Annotated in this window: 12 protein-coding genes; 1 reads left to right on the top strand and 11 read right to left on the bottom strand. The window is 68.6% G+C overall.

Going from position 1 to position 14,961, the window contains the following annotated elements; translation table 11 throughout:
- Window positions 1-35: 35 nt before the first annotated feature.
- From uvrB to polA, 7 genes are all read right to left on the bottom strand, one after another.
- Window positions 36-2,147 (bottom strand): excinuclease ABC subunit UvrB, encoded by a 2,112-nt coding sequence (gene uvrB, locus Mth01_RS02815; RefSeq protein ID WP_204010596.1) that lies wholly within the window; start codon window positions 2,145-2,147, stop codon window positions 36-38.
- A 184-nt stretch (window positions 2,148-2,331) separates the two neighbouring features.
- Window positions 2,332-3,522: an ArsB/NhaD family transporter gene (locus tag Mth01_RS02810; protein ID WP_239089288.1), complete on the bottom strand. Its 1,191-nt coding sequence runs from the start codon at window positions 3,520-3,522 to the stop codon at window positions 2,332-2,334.
- A gap of 82 nt (window positions 3,523-3,604) precedes the next feature.
- The gene (coaE, locus tag Mth01_RS02805) at window positions 3,605-4,222 is read right to left on the bottom strand and encodes a dephospho-CoA kinase (RefSeq protein WP_204010590.1); all 618 of its coding nucleotides are present in this window, start codon (window positions 4,220-4,222) and stop codon (window positions 3,605-3,607) included.
- An 81-nt stretch (window positions 4,223-4,303) separates the two neighbouring features.
- On the bottom strand, window positions 4,304-4,759 hold the full coding sequence (locus tag Mth01_RS02800; RefSeq protein ID WP_239089287.1) for a GNAT family N-acetyltransferase: 456 nt from the start codon (window positions 4,757-4,759) through the stop codon (window positions 4,304-4,306).
- Window positions 4,760-4,867: 108 nt separating this feature from the next.
- On the bottom strand, window positions 4,868-6,337 hold the full coding sequence (gene rpsA, locus Mth01_RS02795) for a 30S ribosomal protein S1 (protein WP_204010587.1): 1,470 nt from the start codon (window positions 6,335-6,337) through the stop codon (window positions 4,868-4,870).
- Window positions 6,338-6,544: 207 nt separating this feature from the next.
- The gene (locus Mth01_RS02790; protein WP_204010584.1) at window positions 6,545-7,642 is read right to left on the bottom strand and encodes a polysaccharide deacetylase family protein; all 1,098 of its coding nucleotides are present in this window, start codon (window positions 7,640-7,642) and stop codon (window positions 6,545-6,547) included.
- Between the two features lie 115 nt (window positions 7,643-7,757).
- On the bottom strand, window positions 7,758-10,466 hold the full coding sequence (polA, locus tag Mth01_RS02785; RefSeq protein ID WP_204010580.1) for a DNA polymerase I: 2,709 nt from the start codon (window positions 10,464-10,466) through the stop codon (window positions 7,758-7,760).
- Window positions 10,467-10,600: 134 nt separating this feature from the next.
- Here polA and Mth01_RS02780 point away from each other — a divergent pair, with 134 nt between their 5' ends.
- Window positions 10,601-10,948 (top strand): PaaI family thioesterase, encoded by a 348-nt coding sequence (locus Mth01_RS02780; RefSeq protein WP_204010931.1) that lies wholly within the window; start codon window positions 10,601-10,603, stop codon window positions 10,946-10,948.
- Window positions 10,949-11,308: 360 nt separating this feature from the next.
- Here Mth01_RS02780 and Mth01_RS02775 read toward each other — a convergent pair whose 3' ends face one another.
- From Mth01_RS02775 to Mth01_RS02760, 4 genes are read right to left on the bottom strand one after another with little or no spacing between them, the layout of a single operon-like run.
- Entirely contained in the window at window positions 11,309-12,025 is a 717-nt protein-coding gene (locus tag Mth01_RS02775; RefSeq protein WP_204010578.1) for an ABC transporter ATP-binding protein, read from the bottom strand.
- Window positions 12,015-12,797 (bottom strand): ABC transporter ATP-binding protein, encoded by a 783-nt coding sequence (locus tag Mth01_RS02770; protein WP_204010575.1) that lies wholly within the window; start codon window positions 12,795-12,797, stop codon window positions 12,015-12,017. Before Mth01_RS02770 ends, Mth01_RS02775 begins: the two co-directional genes overlap by 11 nt.
- Window positions 12,794-13,927, bottom strand: coding sequence for a branched-chain amino acid ABC transporter permease (locus Mth01_RS02765; protein ID WP_204010572.1), 1,134 nt, complete (start codon window positions 13,925-13,927; stop codon window positions 12,794-12,796). Before Mth01_RS02765 ends, Mth01_RS02770 begins: the two co-directional genes overlap by 4 nt.
- On the bottom strand, window positions 13,924-14,892 hold the full coding sequence (locus Mth01_RS02760; RefSeq protein ID WP_204010569.1) for a branched-chain amino acid ABC transporter permease: 969 nt from the start codon (window positions 14,890-14,892) through the stop codon (window positions 13,924-13,926). Before Mth01_RS02760 ends, Mth01_RS02765 begins: the two co-directional genes overlap by 4 nt.
- Between the last annotated feature and the right edge of the window lie 69 nt (window positions 14,893-14,961).

The raw sequence follows: 14,961 nt of genomic DNA, 5'->3' as shown, positions 1-14,961 counted from the left end.
GCAGCGTTCATTGCGGAGGGCTCATTTCGCAGTGTTCATTTCACGCCGGCCTCGCGCATGTCGCGGACCTCGCGTTTGAGTTCCTTGATCTCGTCGCGGAGCCGGGCGGCCACCTCGAACTGAAGGTCGGCGGCCGCGGTGTGCATCTGCTCGGTCAGGGACTCGATCAGGGACTCGAGCTGCGCCCTCGGCATCTCACCCACGATGGCCTTCGCGTGCCGGCCGGCCTGCTTTGCGGCGAGGCCGGGAACCGGAGCCTTGCCGCGGGACTGCTGACGGCCGGCCCCGCCGAGCATCTGGGCCGTGTCCGCGTCCTCCCTGGCGAGGCTGTCCAGGATGTCGGCGATCTTCTTACGCAGCGGCTTGGGGTCGATGCCGTTGGCCTGGTTGTAGGCGACCTGCTTGGCCCGGCGCCGGTTGGTCTCCTCGATCGCCCGTTCCATGCTCGGTGTGATCTTGTCCGCGTACATGTGCACCTGGCCGGACACGTTACGGGCGGCACGGCCGATGGTCTGGATGAGCGAGGTCTCCGACCGCAGGAAACCCTCCTTGTCGGCGTCCAGGATGGACACCAGTGACACCTCGGGCAGGTCGAGGCCCTCACGGAGCAGGTTGATGCCGACGAGCACGTCGAACTCACCCAGGCGAAGCTCGCGCAGCAACTCGATGCGGCGCAGCGTGTCCACCTCGCTGTGCAGATAGCGGACCCGGATGCCGTTCTCGAGCAGGTAGTCGGTCAGGTCCTCGGCCATCTTCTTGGTCAGCGTCGTGACCAGGACCCGCTCGTCTCGCTCGGCCCGCGCCCTGATCTCCTCCATGAGGTCGTCGATCTGACCCTTGGTGGGCTTGACCACGACCTCGGGGTCGACCAGGCCGGTGGGCCGGATGACCTGCTCGACTACGTCGCCCCTGCTGCGCCCCAGCTCGTACGGCCCTGGGGTCGCCGACAGATAGACGGTCTGGCCGATCCGCTCCAGGAACTCCTCCCACTTCAGCGGACGGTTGTCCATCGCGGACGGCAGACGGAACCCGTGATCGACAAGCGTGCGCTTACGCGAGGCGTCGCCCTCGTACATCGCGCCGATCTGCGGCACGGTCTGGTGCGACTCGTCGAGGACGAGCAGGAAGTCCTCCGGGAAGAAGTCCAGCAGGGTGTGCGGCGCAGTGCCCGCCGCGCGCCCGTCGATGTGCCGCGAGTAGTTCTCGATGCCGGCGCAACTGCCGATCTGGCGCATCATCTCGATGTCGTAGGCGGTCCGCATGCGCAGCCGCTGGGCCTCCAGCAGCTTGCCCTGTCGCTCCAGATCGGCCAGCCGCTCGGCGAGCTCGGCCTCGATGTCGTTGATGGCCCGCTCCATCCGCTCCGGCCCGGCCACGTAGTGCGACGCGGGGAAGATGTGCAGTTCGTCGTCCTCGGCGACGACCTCACCGGTCAGCGGGTGGAGGGTGGCCAGCTTCTCGATCTCGTCGCCGAACATCTCGATGCGGACGGCGAGCTCCTGGTAGACGGGAATGACCTCGACCGTGTCCCCGCGCACCCGGAACGTGCCACGGGTGAAGGCCAGGTCATTGCGGGCGTACTGCATGTCGACGAGCCTGCGCAGCAGTTGGTCCCGGTCGATCTGCTGGCCGACCTTCAGCCCGACCATCCGCTCGACGTACTCCTGGGGGGTGCCCAGACCGTAGATGCAGGAGACCGAGGCGACCACGACCACGTCGCGCCGCGACACCAGGGACCAGGTCGCCGAATGCCGCAGCCGTTCCACCTCCTCGTTGATCGAGGAGTCCTTCTCGATGTAGGTGTCGCTCTGGGGGACGTACGCCTCGGGCTGGTAGTAGTCGTAATACGAGACGAAGTACTCGACCGCGTTGTTCGGCAGCATCTCCCGAAGCTCGTTGGCGAACTGCGCGGCGAGCGTCTTGTTCGGCTGCATGACCAGCGTGGGGCGCTGGAGCCGCTCCACCAGCCAGGCCACGGTGGCGGTTTTGCCGGTGCCCGTCGCGCCCAGCAGGACCGTGTCCTTCGCCCCGGCCCGGACCCGGCGTTCCAGCTCGGCGATGGCCGTCGGCTGGTCACCGGACGGCGTCATCTCGGTGACGACCTCGAAGGGCGCCGCCTTGCGCTGCAGGTCGATCAGAGACTTCATCGCTCGCTCACCACTTCGCTCTCGCCCCGCGTCTGGCCCCGATCCGCCCGGCCCCCGCCGCCGGATGCTCACGTCTCCATAACCTACGCCGCACGGCCGACAATTCCGGTACGGATCCCGGCTCTGGCCGCGGCTCCGCGCCAAAAGGCTCGGACCGTCGACAGGCCCCCCGGCAGCGATGAGTTCAGGCGGTGAGCAGCAGGACGCCGACCGTCGCGGCGAGAGCTGCCACGGCCAGTCCGGCACCCGTCACGACGAACCTGCCGATCGGCACCGGCACCTCGCGGCGGCGGCACCACTCGAACCACAGGAGCGTGGCCAGTGACCCCCATGGCGTCACGACTGGACCGATGTTGACGCCGACGAGCAGAGAGAGCAGCCGCGTCCCGTCTGCGGGTGGGATCACCTGCTCCGCGGCGACGTAGGCGGGCAGGTTGTTCACCATGCTCGACAGTCCGGCCCCCGCCGCTGCCGCCCGGCATGCGCCCGACACGCCGCCGTCGACGCCGACGACCGCGCGCATCACGTCCGCCAGGCCGAGCCTGGCGAGCGTGGGCACCACCAGGAACAGCCCTGTGACGAAGACCAGGAGCCGCCACGGGATGAGAGACCAACCGAGCTTCGAGCGGTCGCGCCATGCGAAGGCGGCGACCACGGCCACGGCGGCGCCGAGCGCGGCGATCTCGATCCGCACCCCCGCGAGGATCGCGGCGGCGAACAGCACGCACACGGAGACGGCGGCCGTGAACAGCAGCCGGTCGGCCACTGGCACCACGGCCGGCGGCCGGTAGCGTTCCTCACCCCGCTCCGCCCGACGCCAGAAGAAGACCCAGAGGAACACCATCGTGACCGCGATCGAGGTGAGTCCCGGCGCCCACATCCGCGCGGCGAAACCGCGTGTGCCGAGCGCGAACCGGTTCATCGCCAGCAAGTTCGTCAGGTTGGAGACCGGCAACACCAGGCTCGCCGTATTGGCCAGCCACACCGTCGTCACGGCCAGCGGCAGCGGCCTGATCCCGGCCCGCCGCGCCAGCGCCACCATCACCGGGGTGAGCAGCACAGCCGTCGTGTCTAGATTGAGAAATATCGTTACAAGTGATGCGAAAGCCGTACAAAGCAGAAAAAGCGCCGGATAGCTACCCCCGCCGACGATCGCCAGGCGAGTCGCCACGACGTCGAAGACCTGGGCCTCCCTGGCCAGTTCCGCGAGCACGATGACCGCGACCAGGAACAGCAGCAAGGGCGCGACGCGGGCGAGACTCTCCGCTGCCGCCGTCAGAGGGAGGAGCCCGGTGGCCGCGCACAGCAGACCTGCCGCGAGCAGGCCGAGCCGGATCCGGTCGAGGACGTCCAGCCGCCGCAGACCTCCCCCCACGGCCAACACCTCATCCCTGCCGCTCGAAAGCCCGCGGAGCCGCCGGCATCCGGGACACGATCTGGCCGGAACGCCGTCTCGGTCACCCGCCGCCGGGGGCGTACGCACCCGCCCGGGCGACGAGCTCATCCCAGACCTCGCCGACCCGGGCGTCGAGAAGCTCCAGCGAGCCCTCGTTGTCGATCACGATGTCGGCCACGTCGAGGCGGTCCTCGCGGGATGCCTGGACCGCGATCCTGGCCCGTGCGTCCTCCTCGGTCATACCCCGGAACTCTCCCAGCCGGTGGACGCGGACGCCGTCGGAGGCGTCCACGACGATCACCAGGTCGTACATGGCGGCGAGGCCGTTCTCGGCGAGCAGCGGCACGTCGTAGACGACGATCGCCCCGGCGGGAGCGGCCTGCTGGAGCTCCTCGACCCGGGCGCCGACCCTCGGGTGGACGATCCCGTTGAGCACCTTCAGCTTGCCGGGGTCGGCGAACACGATCGAGCCGAGCCGTTCCCGGTCGAGCGTCCCGTCCGGGCGCAGCACGCCGTCACCGAACGCCTGGACGATCTCGGCGAGGCCGGAAGTCCCCGGCTCCACCACCTCCCGCGCGATCTTGTCCGCGTCTATGACGATCGCGCCGCGCGCCGCGAGCCGTCGCGACACCTCACTCTTGCCCGAGCCGATGCCGCCCGTGAGTCCTACCCTGAGCACGCCCCGCAGCCTATCCGCCGGCGGTGCGGCGCAGCCTGGCGGGCGGCGGCATCGAGTGGGCGGAGAGGACCTGGAGCGACGTCAACGGCTGAGACGCAGGTGCACCAGGGTCAGGTGATCCTGCACTCGCTCCCGGTGGGTCTCGCGGTAACCGAGGCGCCGGTACAGCCGCAGATTGCCCTCGGAGAGATGACCGGTGAACAGGTCGAACACGGCGGCCTCGGGGACCGTCTCGTGCAGCGCGGCGAGCAGCCCGCCGCCGATCCCCCGTCCCTGCCGGTCCGGTGCGACGACGAGGCGTGCGACGAGGCACGTCGGGCCGGACAGCTGACCGCGAACGGATCCGATCAGCCGGGCGCCCTCCGTCGCCTTCAGCACGACCCCGGTGTCGATCACTTTGCGTATCTGCTCGACCGTCTCGACGAGCGGGGGCAGGAACGGGTCGCCGTAGAGCTGGGCCTCGGTCACGTAGGCGGCCCGCTGCAGGGTGAGGATCTCCCCGGCGTCACCGGGCATGGCCCGCTCGATGTCCAACACTCCGTCACCCTATCGGTGCGCGAAAGGCCCCGGACAGCGGAAGGCCCCGCCGAAGCGGGGCCTTCCGTGCTGCTTTCTGAACCGGTGCCTGCGAGCCGGTCTCCCGGCTCAGCTCTGGCCGCCGGCCAGCTTCTCACGCAGGGCCGCGAGTGCCTCGTCCGAGGCGAGGGCGCCACCGCTCGGCTGGCTCTGCGACGAGGTCTCGCCGCCGTAGGACGAGGTGGCCGCCTGGCTGGCCGCCGCCGCCTCCTCCTGCCGGGCCTTCTCGATCTGCGACTTGTGCGCCTCGAAGCGGGCCTGGGCCTCGGCGTACTGCCGCTCCCACTCCTCGCGCTGCTTGTCGAAGCCCTCGAGCCACTCGCCGGTCTCGGCGTCGAAGCCCTCGGGGTAGATGTAGTTGCCCTGATCGTCGTAGGTCGCCGCCATGCCGTACAGGGTGGGGTCGAACTCGACCTCGGCGCCGACACCCTCGTTGGCCTGCTTGAGCGACAGGGAGATCCTGCGGCGGTCGAGGTCGATGTCGATGATCTTGACGAAGATCTCCTCGCCGACCGTCACGACCTGCTCCGGGATCTCCACGTGGCGCTCGGCCAACTCGGAGATGTGCACCAGGCCCTCGATGCCCTCCTCGACGCGGACGAACGCACCGAACGGCACCAGCTTGGTGACGCGGCCGGGCACGACCTGGCCGATCTGGTGGGTCCGGGCGAACTGCTGCCACGGGTCCTCCTGCGTCGCCTTGAGCGACAGCGAGACCCGCTCGCGCTCCATGTCGACGTCCAGGACCTCGACCGTGACCTCCTGGCCGACCTCGACGACCTCGGAGGGGTGATCGATGTGCTTCCAGGACAGCTCGGAGACGTGCACCAGACCGTCGACGCCGCCGAGGTCCACGAACGCGCCGAAGTTGACGATCGAGGAGACGACGCCCTTGCGGACCTGGCCCTTCTGCAGGGTGTTGAGGAACGTCTGGCGCACCTCGGACTGCGTCTGCTCGAGCCAGGCGCGGCGGGACAGGACCACGTTGTTGCGGTTCTTGTCCAGCTCAATGATCTTGGCCTCGAGCTCACGGCCGACATACGGCTGGAGGTCGCGGACGCGGCGCATCTCGACCAGGGACGCCGGCAGGAAGCCCCGCAGGCCGATGTCGAGGATGAGACCACCCTTGACGACCTCGATGACGGTGCCGGTGACGATGCCGTCCTCGTCCTTGATCTTCTCGATCGTGCCCCACGCCCGCTCGTACTGGGCGCGCTTCTTGGACAGGATCAGGCGGCCTTCCTTGTCCTCCTTCTGGAGGACCAGCGCCTCGACGTGCTCCCCGACCTCGACGACCTCGGCCGGATCGACGTCATGCTTGATGGAGAGCTCGCGGGACGGGATCACGCCCTCGGTCTTGTAGCCGATGTCGAGCAAGACCTCGTCTCGATCGACCTTGACAACGGTGCCCTCAACGATGTCGCCGTCGTTGAAGTACTTGATGGTCTCGTCGATCGCGGCGAGGAAGGCCTCCTCGGAACCGATGTCGTTGACCGCTACCTGCGGGGTGCTCGAGGTGGCCTCAGTGCTGCTCGTCATGTGTGGAATTGCTCCGAACCGGACAGATGTCGTTGTGACGAAAGCGCGGCGGGCCTGTTTCCGTTCGTCGGCGGCTGTTCAGCGATCACAGCCGACCGAAGACCGAGCGCGAGCCCGCTCCGTCCGAGACGCGCGCGAGCCCACAGCGCAGCGATCAGCATATGAGACATGGCGGGCGGGGTCAATCCGAGGCAAGCGGACACGCCGCTAGTAGGCGACGACCTTCCCTGCCCTGCTTGAGGCTACCGTGCCGCGTAGTTTGCGAGGAATCGACACTCTCTTGGGGTCTCCATCGGACGTATACCGCTTCTCGGGGTGTTCGTCCAGCCACTCGAGCCAGTAGGTAGTGCACCAGCGGCGGCATTCCCCGTGTTTTCCGTTGGACTGGATCCTGGGGATCGCGTACCGCTCGAATTTTTTCGCGTAGGGCGAAACGGCCGGCTCGGCCCCCGCGAGGAACACGCCGTCGAAGTGGTACTTCGTGCCGTCCCACTTCCCGTCGTGCGCCGCGCTCAGCTTCCTCGGGCGGGAGCCGTACGGCAGGGCGAGCGTGGTGGACGGCCCCGCGCCGAGTTTGGCGAGCAGCCGGTCCTGGCGCACGATCTGCTCACTCACCCGCTTTGTCGGCAGACGGCGCAGGTCGGGGTGGTCGTAGCTGTGGTTGCCGACCTCGAAGCCGCGCTCGACGAGCCACTTCACGGCCAGGATCTGCTCGGCCCGGTCCTGCAGTCCGAAGGGGTTGCGGTTGACCCAGAACGTGGCGACCGGCCGGAAGTTCGGGTATTTCGCCGCGACCTCGTAGATGATGCCGACGGCCGTGTCCCGCTTCGGCACCCCATGGGAGTCCAGCGCGAAGTGGCTGGGGTGGCCGTCGTCGAAGGTGAGGACGACGGGGTGGGAGCCCGCCGGGATGTCGATCTTTCCGGACACGAACTCGGCGGCCGTGATCGGCACATAGTCCTTCCGGGCCAGTCGCTCCAGTTCCTTTCGGAGCTGGCCGGGGGTGCGGTCGATGGAGGCGATCCGCTTGGGCAGCAGCCGGTGATACATGATCACCGGGACCAGGCCGGCCTCGTTGGCCTTCACCTTCTTGGCGGATTCCGGCGTCGCGGTCACCGACGCCGTCTCGCCGGGCGGTGCCTCCGCGGGGGCCGTCGGCGTAGTGGTGGGCGACACCCCCACCGCCGTCCGGGTGCCGCCGCCCCCGGAACCGGCCCGCGGCAGCAGCATGAGCACGACGAGACCCACCACTACCACCACGACGTTGGCCAGAACGGCGACCCGAGCAACTTCCCGCACGATCATCCGACCATAATGCCCAAAATTTACCTAAATCACATGGGCAGATTACCGGGCGATTACGGTCGGTGATCGGCACTCCACGGCCCAGGGACACAAAGCGGGGATCCGGAGACGGGCGTCAGTGGCCCGCGTCCTCCCATGTCTCGCCCACCCCGACGGAGACGTCGAGCGGCACCCGCAGATCATAGGCCGCGCCCATCTGCGCGCGCACGAGCGCGGTCACCTCCGCCAGCTCTCCCGGCGCCACCTCGAACACGAGCTCGTCATGGACCTGGAGCAGCATCCGCGAGCGCATTCCCGCCATCGCCCGCCGTACGTTGAGCATGGCGACCTTGATGATGTCGGCCGCCGAGCCCTGGATGGGCGCGTTGAGCGCCATCCGCTCCGCCATCTCACGCCGCTGCCGGTTGTCGCTGGTGAGGTCGGGCAGGTAACGGCGGCGGCCGAGGATCGTCTCGGTGTAGCCGTCCTGGCGGGCCTGCGCCACGACCGCTTCCAGGTAGTCGCGGACCCCGCCGAACTCCTCGAAGTACTCCTCCTTGAGCGCCCTCGCCTCGGCCACGGCGATGCCGAGCTGGCCGGACAGCCCGAAGTCGGACAGCCCGTAGGCCAGGCCGTAGTTCATCGCCTTGATGCGGGCCCGCAGATCGGCGGTCACCTCCTCGGGCGGCAGGTCGAAGACCCGCGCGGCCGTCGCCTGGTGGAAGTCGTGGCCCGACTCGAAGGCGGCGATCAGCGCCTCGTCCCCCGAAAGATGCGCCATGATCCGCAGCTCGATCTGGCTGTAGTCCGCCGTCAGCAGCGTCTCGTAGCCCTCGCCCACCGTGAAGCCCCTGCGGATGCGACGGCCCTCGACGGTCCTGATCGGGATGTTCTGCAGGTTCGGCTTCTCGCTCGACAACCGCCCGGTCGCCGCGACGATCTGGTTGAACGTGGTGTGGATGCGCCCGTCGTCCGCGATCTCCTTGATCAGCCCCTCGACCGTGGTGCGCAGCTTGATCTGGTCGCGGTGCCTGAGCAGGATCGTCGGCAACTCGTTGTCGGTCTGCGTCGCCAGCCACGCCAGCGCGTCGGCATCCGTCGTGTACCCCGTCTTGATCTTCTTGGTCTTCGGCAGGCTCAGCTTGCCGAACAGGATCTCCTGGAGCTGCTTGGGCGAGCTCAGGTTGAACTGCTCGCCCACGACCTCGTGTGCGGCCTCGACGGCCTGCTTCACGGCGGCGCCGAACTCCGCTTCCAGCGCCGCGAAGTACTGCCTGTCGGCGCCGATCCCGGCCCCCTCCATCTCGGCCAGCACCCGCACCAGCGGCAACTCCACCTCGGTGATCAGCCGAGTGCCGCCGCGCCGCGACAGATGCTCCTCCAGCGCGTCGGCCAGGTCGCGCACGGCATGGGCACGCAGGGCCAGATCACGCGCCTCACCGGCGTCAACGTCGTCGAACAGTGAGGTCTGGCCGTCCGGCGCGGACTCCGCCCGCAACTCCCGGCGCAGGTAGCGCAGCACCAGGTCGTCGAGCGGGAACGACCGCTGTCCCGGTAGCGCCAGATAGGCCGCCAGGGCTGTGTCACAGGTGAGACCGCGCAGGTCCTGCCCGTGCGCCCACAGCGCGAGCAGCGACCCCTTGGCGTCGTGCACGGCCTTGGGCCGCGACTCGTCGGCCAGCCACCCGCCGAGAGCCGCCTCGTCCTCGGGGGTGAGCCGCGTCGGGTCCACGTAGGCCGCGCCGGCCGCGGTGGCGATGGCGATGCCGTCCAGCCGGCCGGTGCCGCTGCCGTACGCGCCGCGGAACGCGAGGCCGGCCCGGCCCCCACCCGGCTCAACCGGCTCAGGCAGAGCGGACAGCCACCCGGCCACCTGACCCGGCTCCAGCACGGTCACCTCGAGCTCGAAGCCCTCCTCCGCCTCCGGCTCGGCCGTGCCGGCCGCGCCGAGGGTCTTGAACAGCCGTTCGCGCAGCTCACCCCGGATCTGCAGGGCGTCGAGCAGCTTGTCGACCTCCTCGCGGTCCCACTGCCCCATCGTCAGATCGGCCACGCCCGCCTCGACCGCGACGTCCCGCCGCAGCTCGGTCAGCATCCGGTTGTGGATCACCTGGCCGAGGTGCTCGCGCAGCCGCTCGCCGACCTTCCCCTTCACCTCGTCGGCCCGCCTGACCAGCTCGTCGAGCGATCCGTACTCGACGATCCACTTGGTGGCGGTCTTCTCGCCCACGCCGGGGATGTTGGGAAGGTTGTCGCTCGGATCGCCGCGCAGCGCGGCGAAGTCGGGGTACTGCACCGGGGTCAGGCCGTACTTCTCCGCGACCGCCTCAGGCGTGAAGCGCGTCATGTCGCTGATGCCGCGCCTGGTCATCAGCACGGTGATCCGCTCGTCGACGAGCTGCAGCGCGTCGCGGTCGCCGGTGACGATCAGCACGTTCATGCCCTCGCCGGCTGCGCGCGTGGCCAGCGTCGCGATCAGGTCGTCGGCCTCGAACCCCGCCAGTGACATCCGCGGCACACGCAGGGCGTCGAGCAGTTCGAAGATGAGCTGCATCTGGCCGCGGAAGTCCTCCGGCGTCTCCGCCCGGTTCGCCTTGTATCCGTCGTACGCCTCGTGCCGGAAGGTCGGCTCGCTGCGGTCGAAACAGACCGCGACATGGCTCGGCCGCTCGTCGCGCAGGACGTTGGTCAGCATGGAGGTGAAGCCGTAGACCGCCTCCGTGTGCTGGCCGTCGGTTGTCATGAGATTGGCGTCCTTGAGCGCGTAGAAGGCGCGGTAGGCAAGGGAATGCCCGTCCAGGAGCAGCAGACACGGACGGTCGGGGGTCGCTTCACTCTTCGGCACACCCGCAGCCTAGTCTCCCTGTACGACATAAAACCCGGACTCTTCCCGGAGGAGGCCCCCCCTTGACTGTCACCGATCCCGAGGAGTTCCTCAGCGCCCTCAACGGGGCCGGCGAGGGCCACCTGCACGAGCGCATGGGCATCGAGATCCTGGAGGCGAGCCCCGAACGGGTGGTCGGCCGCATGCCCGTCGAGGGCAACACCCAGCCGTACGGCCTGCTCCACGGCGGCGCGTCCTGCGTGCTGGCCGAGACACTGGGATCCATCGGCGCCGCACTGCACGCGGGTCCCGGGCGGATCGCGATGGGGATCGAGATCAGCGCCGCACACCACCGATCGGCCACCTCCGGTCACATCACCGCGGTGGCCACTCTCGTGCACGGCGGCCGTACTCTCGCGACGTACGACATCGAGATCACCGACGACCGGGGGCGGCGGGTGTGCACCTCGCGCCTGACCTGCATGCTCCGCGACGCCGAGTGATCCTCGCGCCATCTGTTTCCCACCACACCCCCAAAAAGGACGTTCAGCTCATTTACTCCATAAAAGAACGACCTTGCGACTTTCTTTGCACACCTGCCCCTCAGGTCGCTAGCGTGGTGCCCTCAGAGCCCGTGGGGACCGAGTAGACAACGTGCGGAGCCGGGGAAGCTGTGTACGGACCCAAAGGTCCTCCACGGGCTCGCCACTCTTCCCGTGCCGCCCTGACGGCTGCCCGGATCTTCCGGGGCGGCCGCGCGGCGGTCACCGTGATCGTCACACGCCCCTTCCCACACGCCTGACGCGCGAGGCCGGCCGGGGACGCCTCCCCGGCCGGCCTCTCCTTCGTCGCGTACGGGTCTGTCAGTGCTGTCCCAGGGAGCCGCCCAGGTACGCCTCGCGGACCTGCGGGTCGTCGAGCAGGTCGGCGGCCGGCGCGGCCTTGACCACCTTGCCGGTCTCCAGGACGTACGCCCGGTGGGCGATCTGGAGGGCCTGCTGGGCGTTCTGCTCGACGAGCAGGACCGTGGTCCCCCGGTTGTTGATCTCCTTGATGATCGAGAAGATCTGAGCCACGAGCATGGGCGCCAGGCCCATCGACGGCTCGTCCAGCAGGAGCACCTTGGGCTTGCTCATCAGCGCCCTGCCGATGGCCACCATCTGCTGCTCGCCGCCGGACATGGTGCCGGCCGCCTGGGTCTTGCGCTCGGCCAGCCGCGGGAACAGGTCGAAGACCTCCGCCAGGTCCTTGGAGAAGTCGCCTGACCGGGTGTAGGCCCCCATGAGCAGGTTCTCCATCACCGTCATGCCGGGGAAGCAGCCCCGGCCCTCCGGCGACTGGCCGATGCCGACCAGCACCCGCTTGTGACCCGGCAGCCTGCTGATGTCCTTGCCGTCGAAGGCGATGCTGCCCGACGTCAGCGGACGCAGGCCCGAGATCGTCTTGAGCGTGGTGGTCTTGCCCGCTCCGTTCGCGCCGATGAGGGTGACGATCTCCCCCTCGTCGACGTCGAGCGAGATCCCCTTGAGGGCCTCGATCTTGCCGTAGTGGACGTGGATGTCCCTGATCTCAAGAAGCATCTGCGGGTGCCCCCAAGTACGCCTCGATGACCCTCGGGTCGCTCTGCACATCGGCCGGGAGACCCTCAGCGATCTTCTGCCCGAAGTCCACCACGGCGATGCGGTCGCTGATTCCCATGACCAGGGCCATGTCGTGCTCGATCAGCAGGATCGTACGGCCCGCGTCACGGATCTTCCTGATCAGCTCCTGGAGTTCGATCTTCTCCGCCGGGTTCATGCCGGCTGCCGGCTCGTCGAGCAGCAGGAGCTTGGGGTCGGTCGCCAGGGCCCGCACGATCTCCAGCCTGCGCTGGTCGCCGTACGGCAGGTTCTTGGCGGTCTCGTCCGCCCGGTGCGCGATGCCGGCGAACTCCAGCAACTCCATCGCACGCTCCCGCCCGCGGCGCTCGGCGTGCCGGTGCCACGGCAGGCCGAGAGCGGCGCCGACCGCGCCGGTCCGGTTGTGCGCGTCGAAGCCGACGAGGACGTTCTCCAGCGCCGACATGCTGTGGAACAGCCGGATGTTCTGGAAGGTGCGGGCGACGCCGCGCTTGGTGATCGTGAATCGCTTCAGACCGCTGATCTTCCCGCCTTCGAAGCGCACCTCGCCGGAGGTCGGCCGGTAGACACCGGTGATCACGTTGAACACCGTCGTCTTGCCCGCGCCGTTCGGGCCGATCAGCGCGAAGATCTCCCCCTCCCTGATGGTGAGGTCGACCCCGCCGAGGGCCTGCACGCCGCCGAAGCGCATCGTGACGGCGTTGAGCTCGAGCAACGCCTTCGGCTCGCTCACTTGGCCACCTCCTCTGCCGCCTGACCGCCGGCCTCCGTGGCGCCCGGTTCCGTGTCACCCGATTCGCCGCCGTTGCCGGAGACGGCACGGCGCCGGCGCGCGGGCAGCAGCCCCTCCGGACGCAGCGCCATCATCAGCACGAGCGCACCGCCGAAGATGAGGATGCGGTAGTCCTGGAAGCCGCGGAACCGCTCGGGAAGCCAGGCGATCAGGAATGCCCCGATGATGACGCCGGGCAGGTTGCCGGAGCCGCCCAGCACCACGGCCGCCAGGATGGTGGCCGACAGGATGAACGGGAAGTTGTTGTGCTGGATCGCGATGACCTTGCTGGCCCAGATGGCCCCGGTCAGACCGCCGATCATGGCGCCCACGAAGAAGGCCAGCAGCTTGAACCGGAAGGTGGGCACGCCCATCAGTTCGGCGGCGTCCTCATCCTCCCGGATGGCCTCCCAGGCTCGGCCGACCCGGCTCCGCTCCAGGCGTTTGGCGAAGATCACGACCAGCACGATGGCCGCCACCAGCAGGTAGTAGTACGGCAGCGGATCGAGCGCGAAGTCCACCCCGAAGATCGTCGGCGGGTGGGGGATGTTGGTGATGCCGCGCGCGCCGCCGATGTAGTCGGTGTTCTGCGCGGTGATCCGGACGATCTCCCCGAACCCCAGCGTGACGATCGCCAGGTAGTCTCCGCGCAGCCGCAGCGTCGGCGAGCCCAGGACGATGCCGGACACCGCGGTCATGAAGATCGCGATTACCAGGATTCCCCAGAAGTTCCAGCCGAACTTGGTGGCGAAGACCGCCATGGTGTAGGCGCCGATGGCGTAGAAGGCGACGAAGCCGAGGTCGAGCAGGCCCGCCTGACCGACCACCACGTTCAGGCCCACGGCCAGCAGCACGAACGTGCCGATCGGGCTGAACAGCAGCGACGGCCAGTGCGAGTACGGGGACATGAACGACCCGATGGCCGGGTGCGGGGCGACGATCACCAGGGCGATCAGCAGGCCGTAGACGGTCCAGCGCGTCCAGCGTGGCGCCGCCGCCCACCAGTCGCGCACCCCGTCGCTGAAACCGCCGACCGCGCGCCGGAGCGACGTCAGCGGATTGCCGCTGCGAATGTTGGAGTTTGCGTTCATGCGCGCGCTCGCTGGAGGGATTCACCGAGGATGCCGGTGGGACGGAACAGGAGGACGAGGACGAGGACGGTGAAGGCGATGACGTCCTTCCATTCTGAGCCGAAGAAGATCGAGCCCCAGTTCTCGATCAGTCCGAGCGCGAGTCCGCCGAGGAGTGCGCCGCGGAGGTTGCCGATGCCGCCGAGCACCGCGGCGGTGAACGCCTTGACGCCGAGCAGGAAGCCGACGTTGTAGCGGAGATTCTCGAACTCCATGGCGTACAGCAGGGCCGCCACCCCCGCCATCGCACCACCCACGAAGAAGGTGGTGCGGATCACCTTGTTGATGTCCACGCCCATGAGCGTGGCGGTCTCGGGGTCCTGGGATGTGGCTCGGATGCCGCGGCCGATCCTGGTGCGGCTCACGAAGACGTCGAGCAGGATCATCATGATCACTGCGGCGCCGACGATGATCAGGTGGTCGTTCCGGATATCGGTGTTCCCGATCGTGACGACCGTCTCACGATCGAGGAGCCGCGGCACCGGGACCTGGATGCGTCCCTGAGAGGGGCGGTCGAACACCTCGGGGATGATCACGAGGGCGAACAGCTCCTGGAGGAAGATGGAGGCGCCGATCGCGGAGATGAGCGCCGCGAGCCGACCGGCGCCGTGCCTGCGCAGCGGCCGGTAGGCCACCCGTTCCAGCACGACGGCGGCGCCGCCCGAGGCGGCCATGGCCACCAGCATCAGCAGGAGCAGCACACCGACCAACGCCACCCCGGTGAGGGGGGTGGTCACTCCGAGGTGCAGGACCACGAACAGCGCGGCGAAGGCGCCGATCATGAAGATCTCGGAATGTGCGAAGTTGATGAGGCGCAGCACGCCGTACACCATCGTGTAACCGAGGGCGATCAGCGCGTAGATGGCGCCACTGGCCAGGCCTCCCACGGTGGAGGGGCCGACCTGATTGATGAAGTCGTTGAGCACGGGGGTCGCTTTCGAACCGGGGCGACGGTAGTCGCCGGGCGGTAGGGAGCGGGAGCATCGGTATGCTCC

The sequence above is a fragment of the Sphaerimonospora thailandensis genome (assembly GCF_016863115.1).
GTDB lineage: Bacteria > Actinomycetota > Actinomycetes > Streptosporangiales > Streptosporangiaceae > Sphaerimonospora > Sphaerimonospora cavernae.
Note: the sequence above shows the minus strand (reverse complement) of the source record. Positions and strands in the feature narration are given on the sequence as shown.

Bases quoted from the DNA above. Each gene is read 5' to 3' on its own strand.
- Mth01_RS02780 (WP_204010931.1), top strand. From the start codon at position 10,601: ATGGGCATCGAGATCCTGGAGGCGAGCCCCGAACGGGTGGTCGGCCGC.
- Mth01_RS02765 (WP_204010572.1), bottom strand. From the start codon at position 13,927: ATGAACGCAAACTCCAACATTCGCAGCGGCAATCCGCTGACGTCGCTC.
- rpsA (WP_204010587.1), bottom strand. From the start codon at position 6,337: ATGACGAGCAGCACTGAGGCCACCTCGAGCACCCCGCAGGTAGCGGTC.
- Mth01_RS02790 (WP_204010584.1), bottom strand. From the start codon at position 7,642: ATGATCGTGCGGGAAGTTGCTCGGGTCGCCGTTCTGGCCAACGTCGTG.
- Mth01_RS02775 (WP_204010578.1), bottom strand. From the start codon at position 12,025: ATGCTTCTTGAGATCAGGGACATCCACGTCCACTACGGCAAGATCGAG.
- uvrB (WP_204010596.1), bottom strand. From the start codon at position 2,147: ATGAAGTCTCTGATCGACCTGCAGCGCAAGGCGGCGCCCTTCGAGGTC.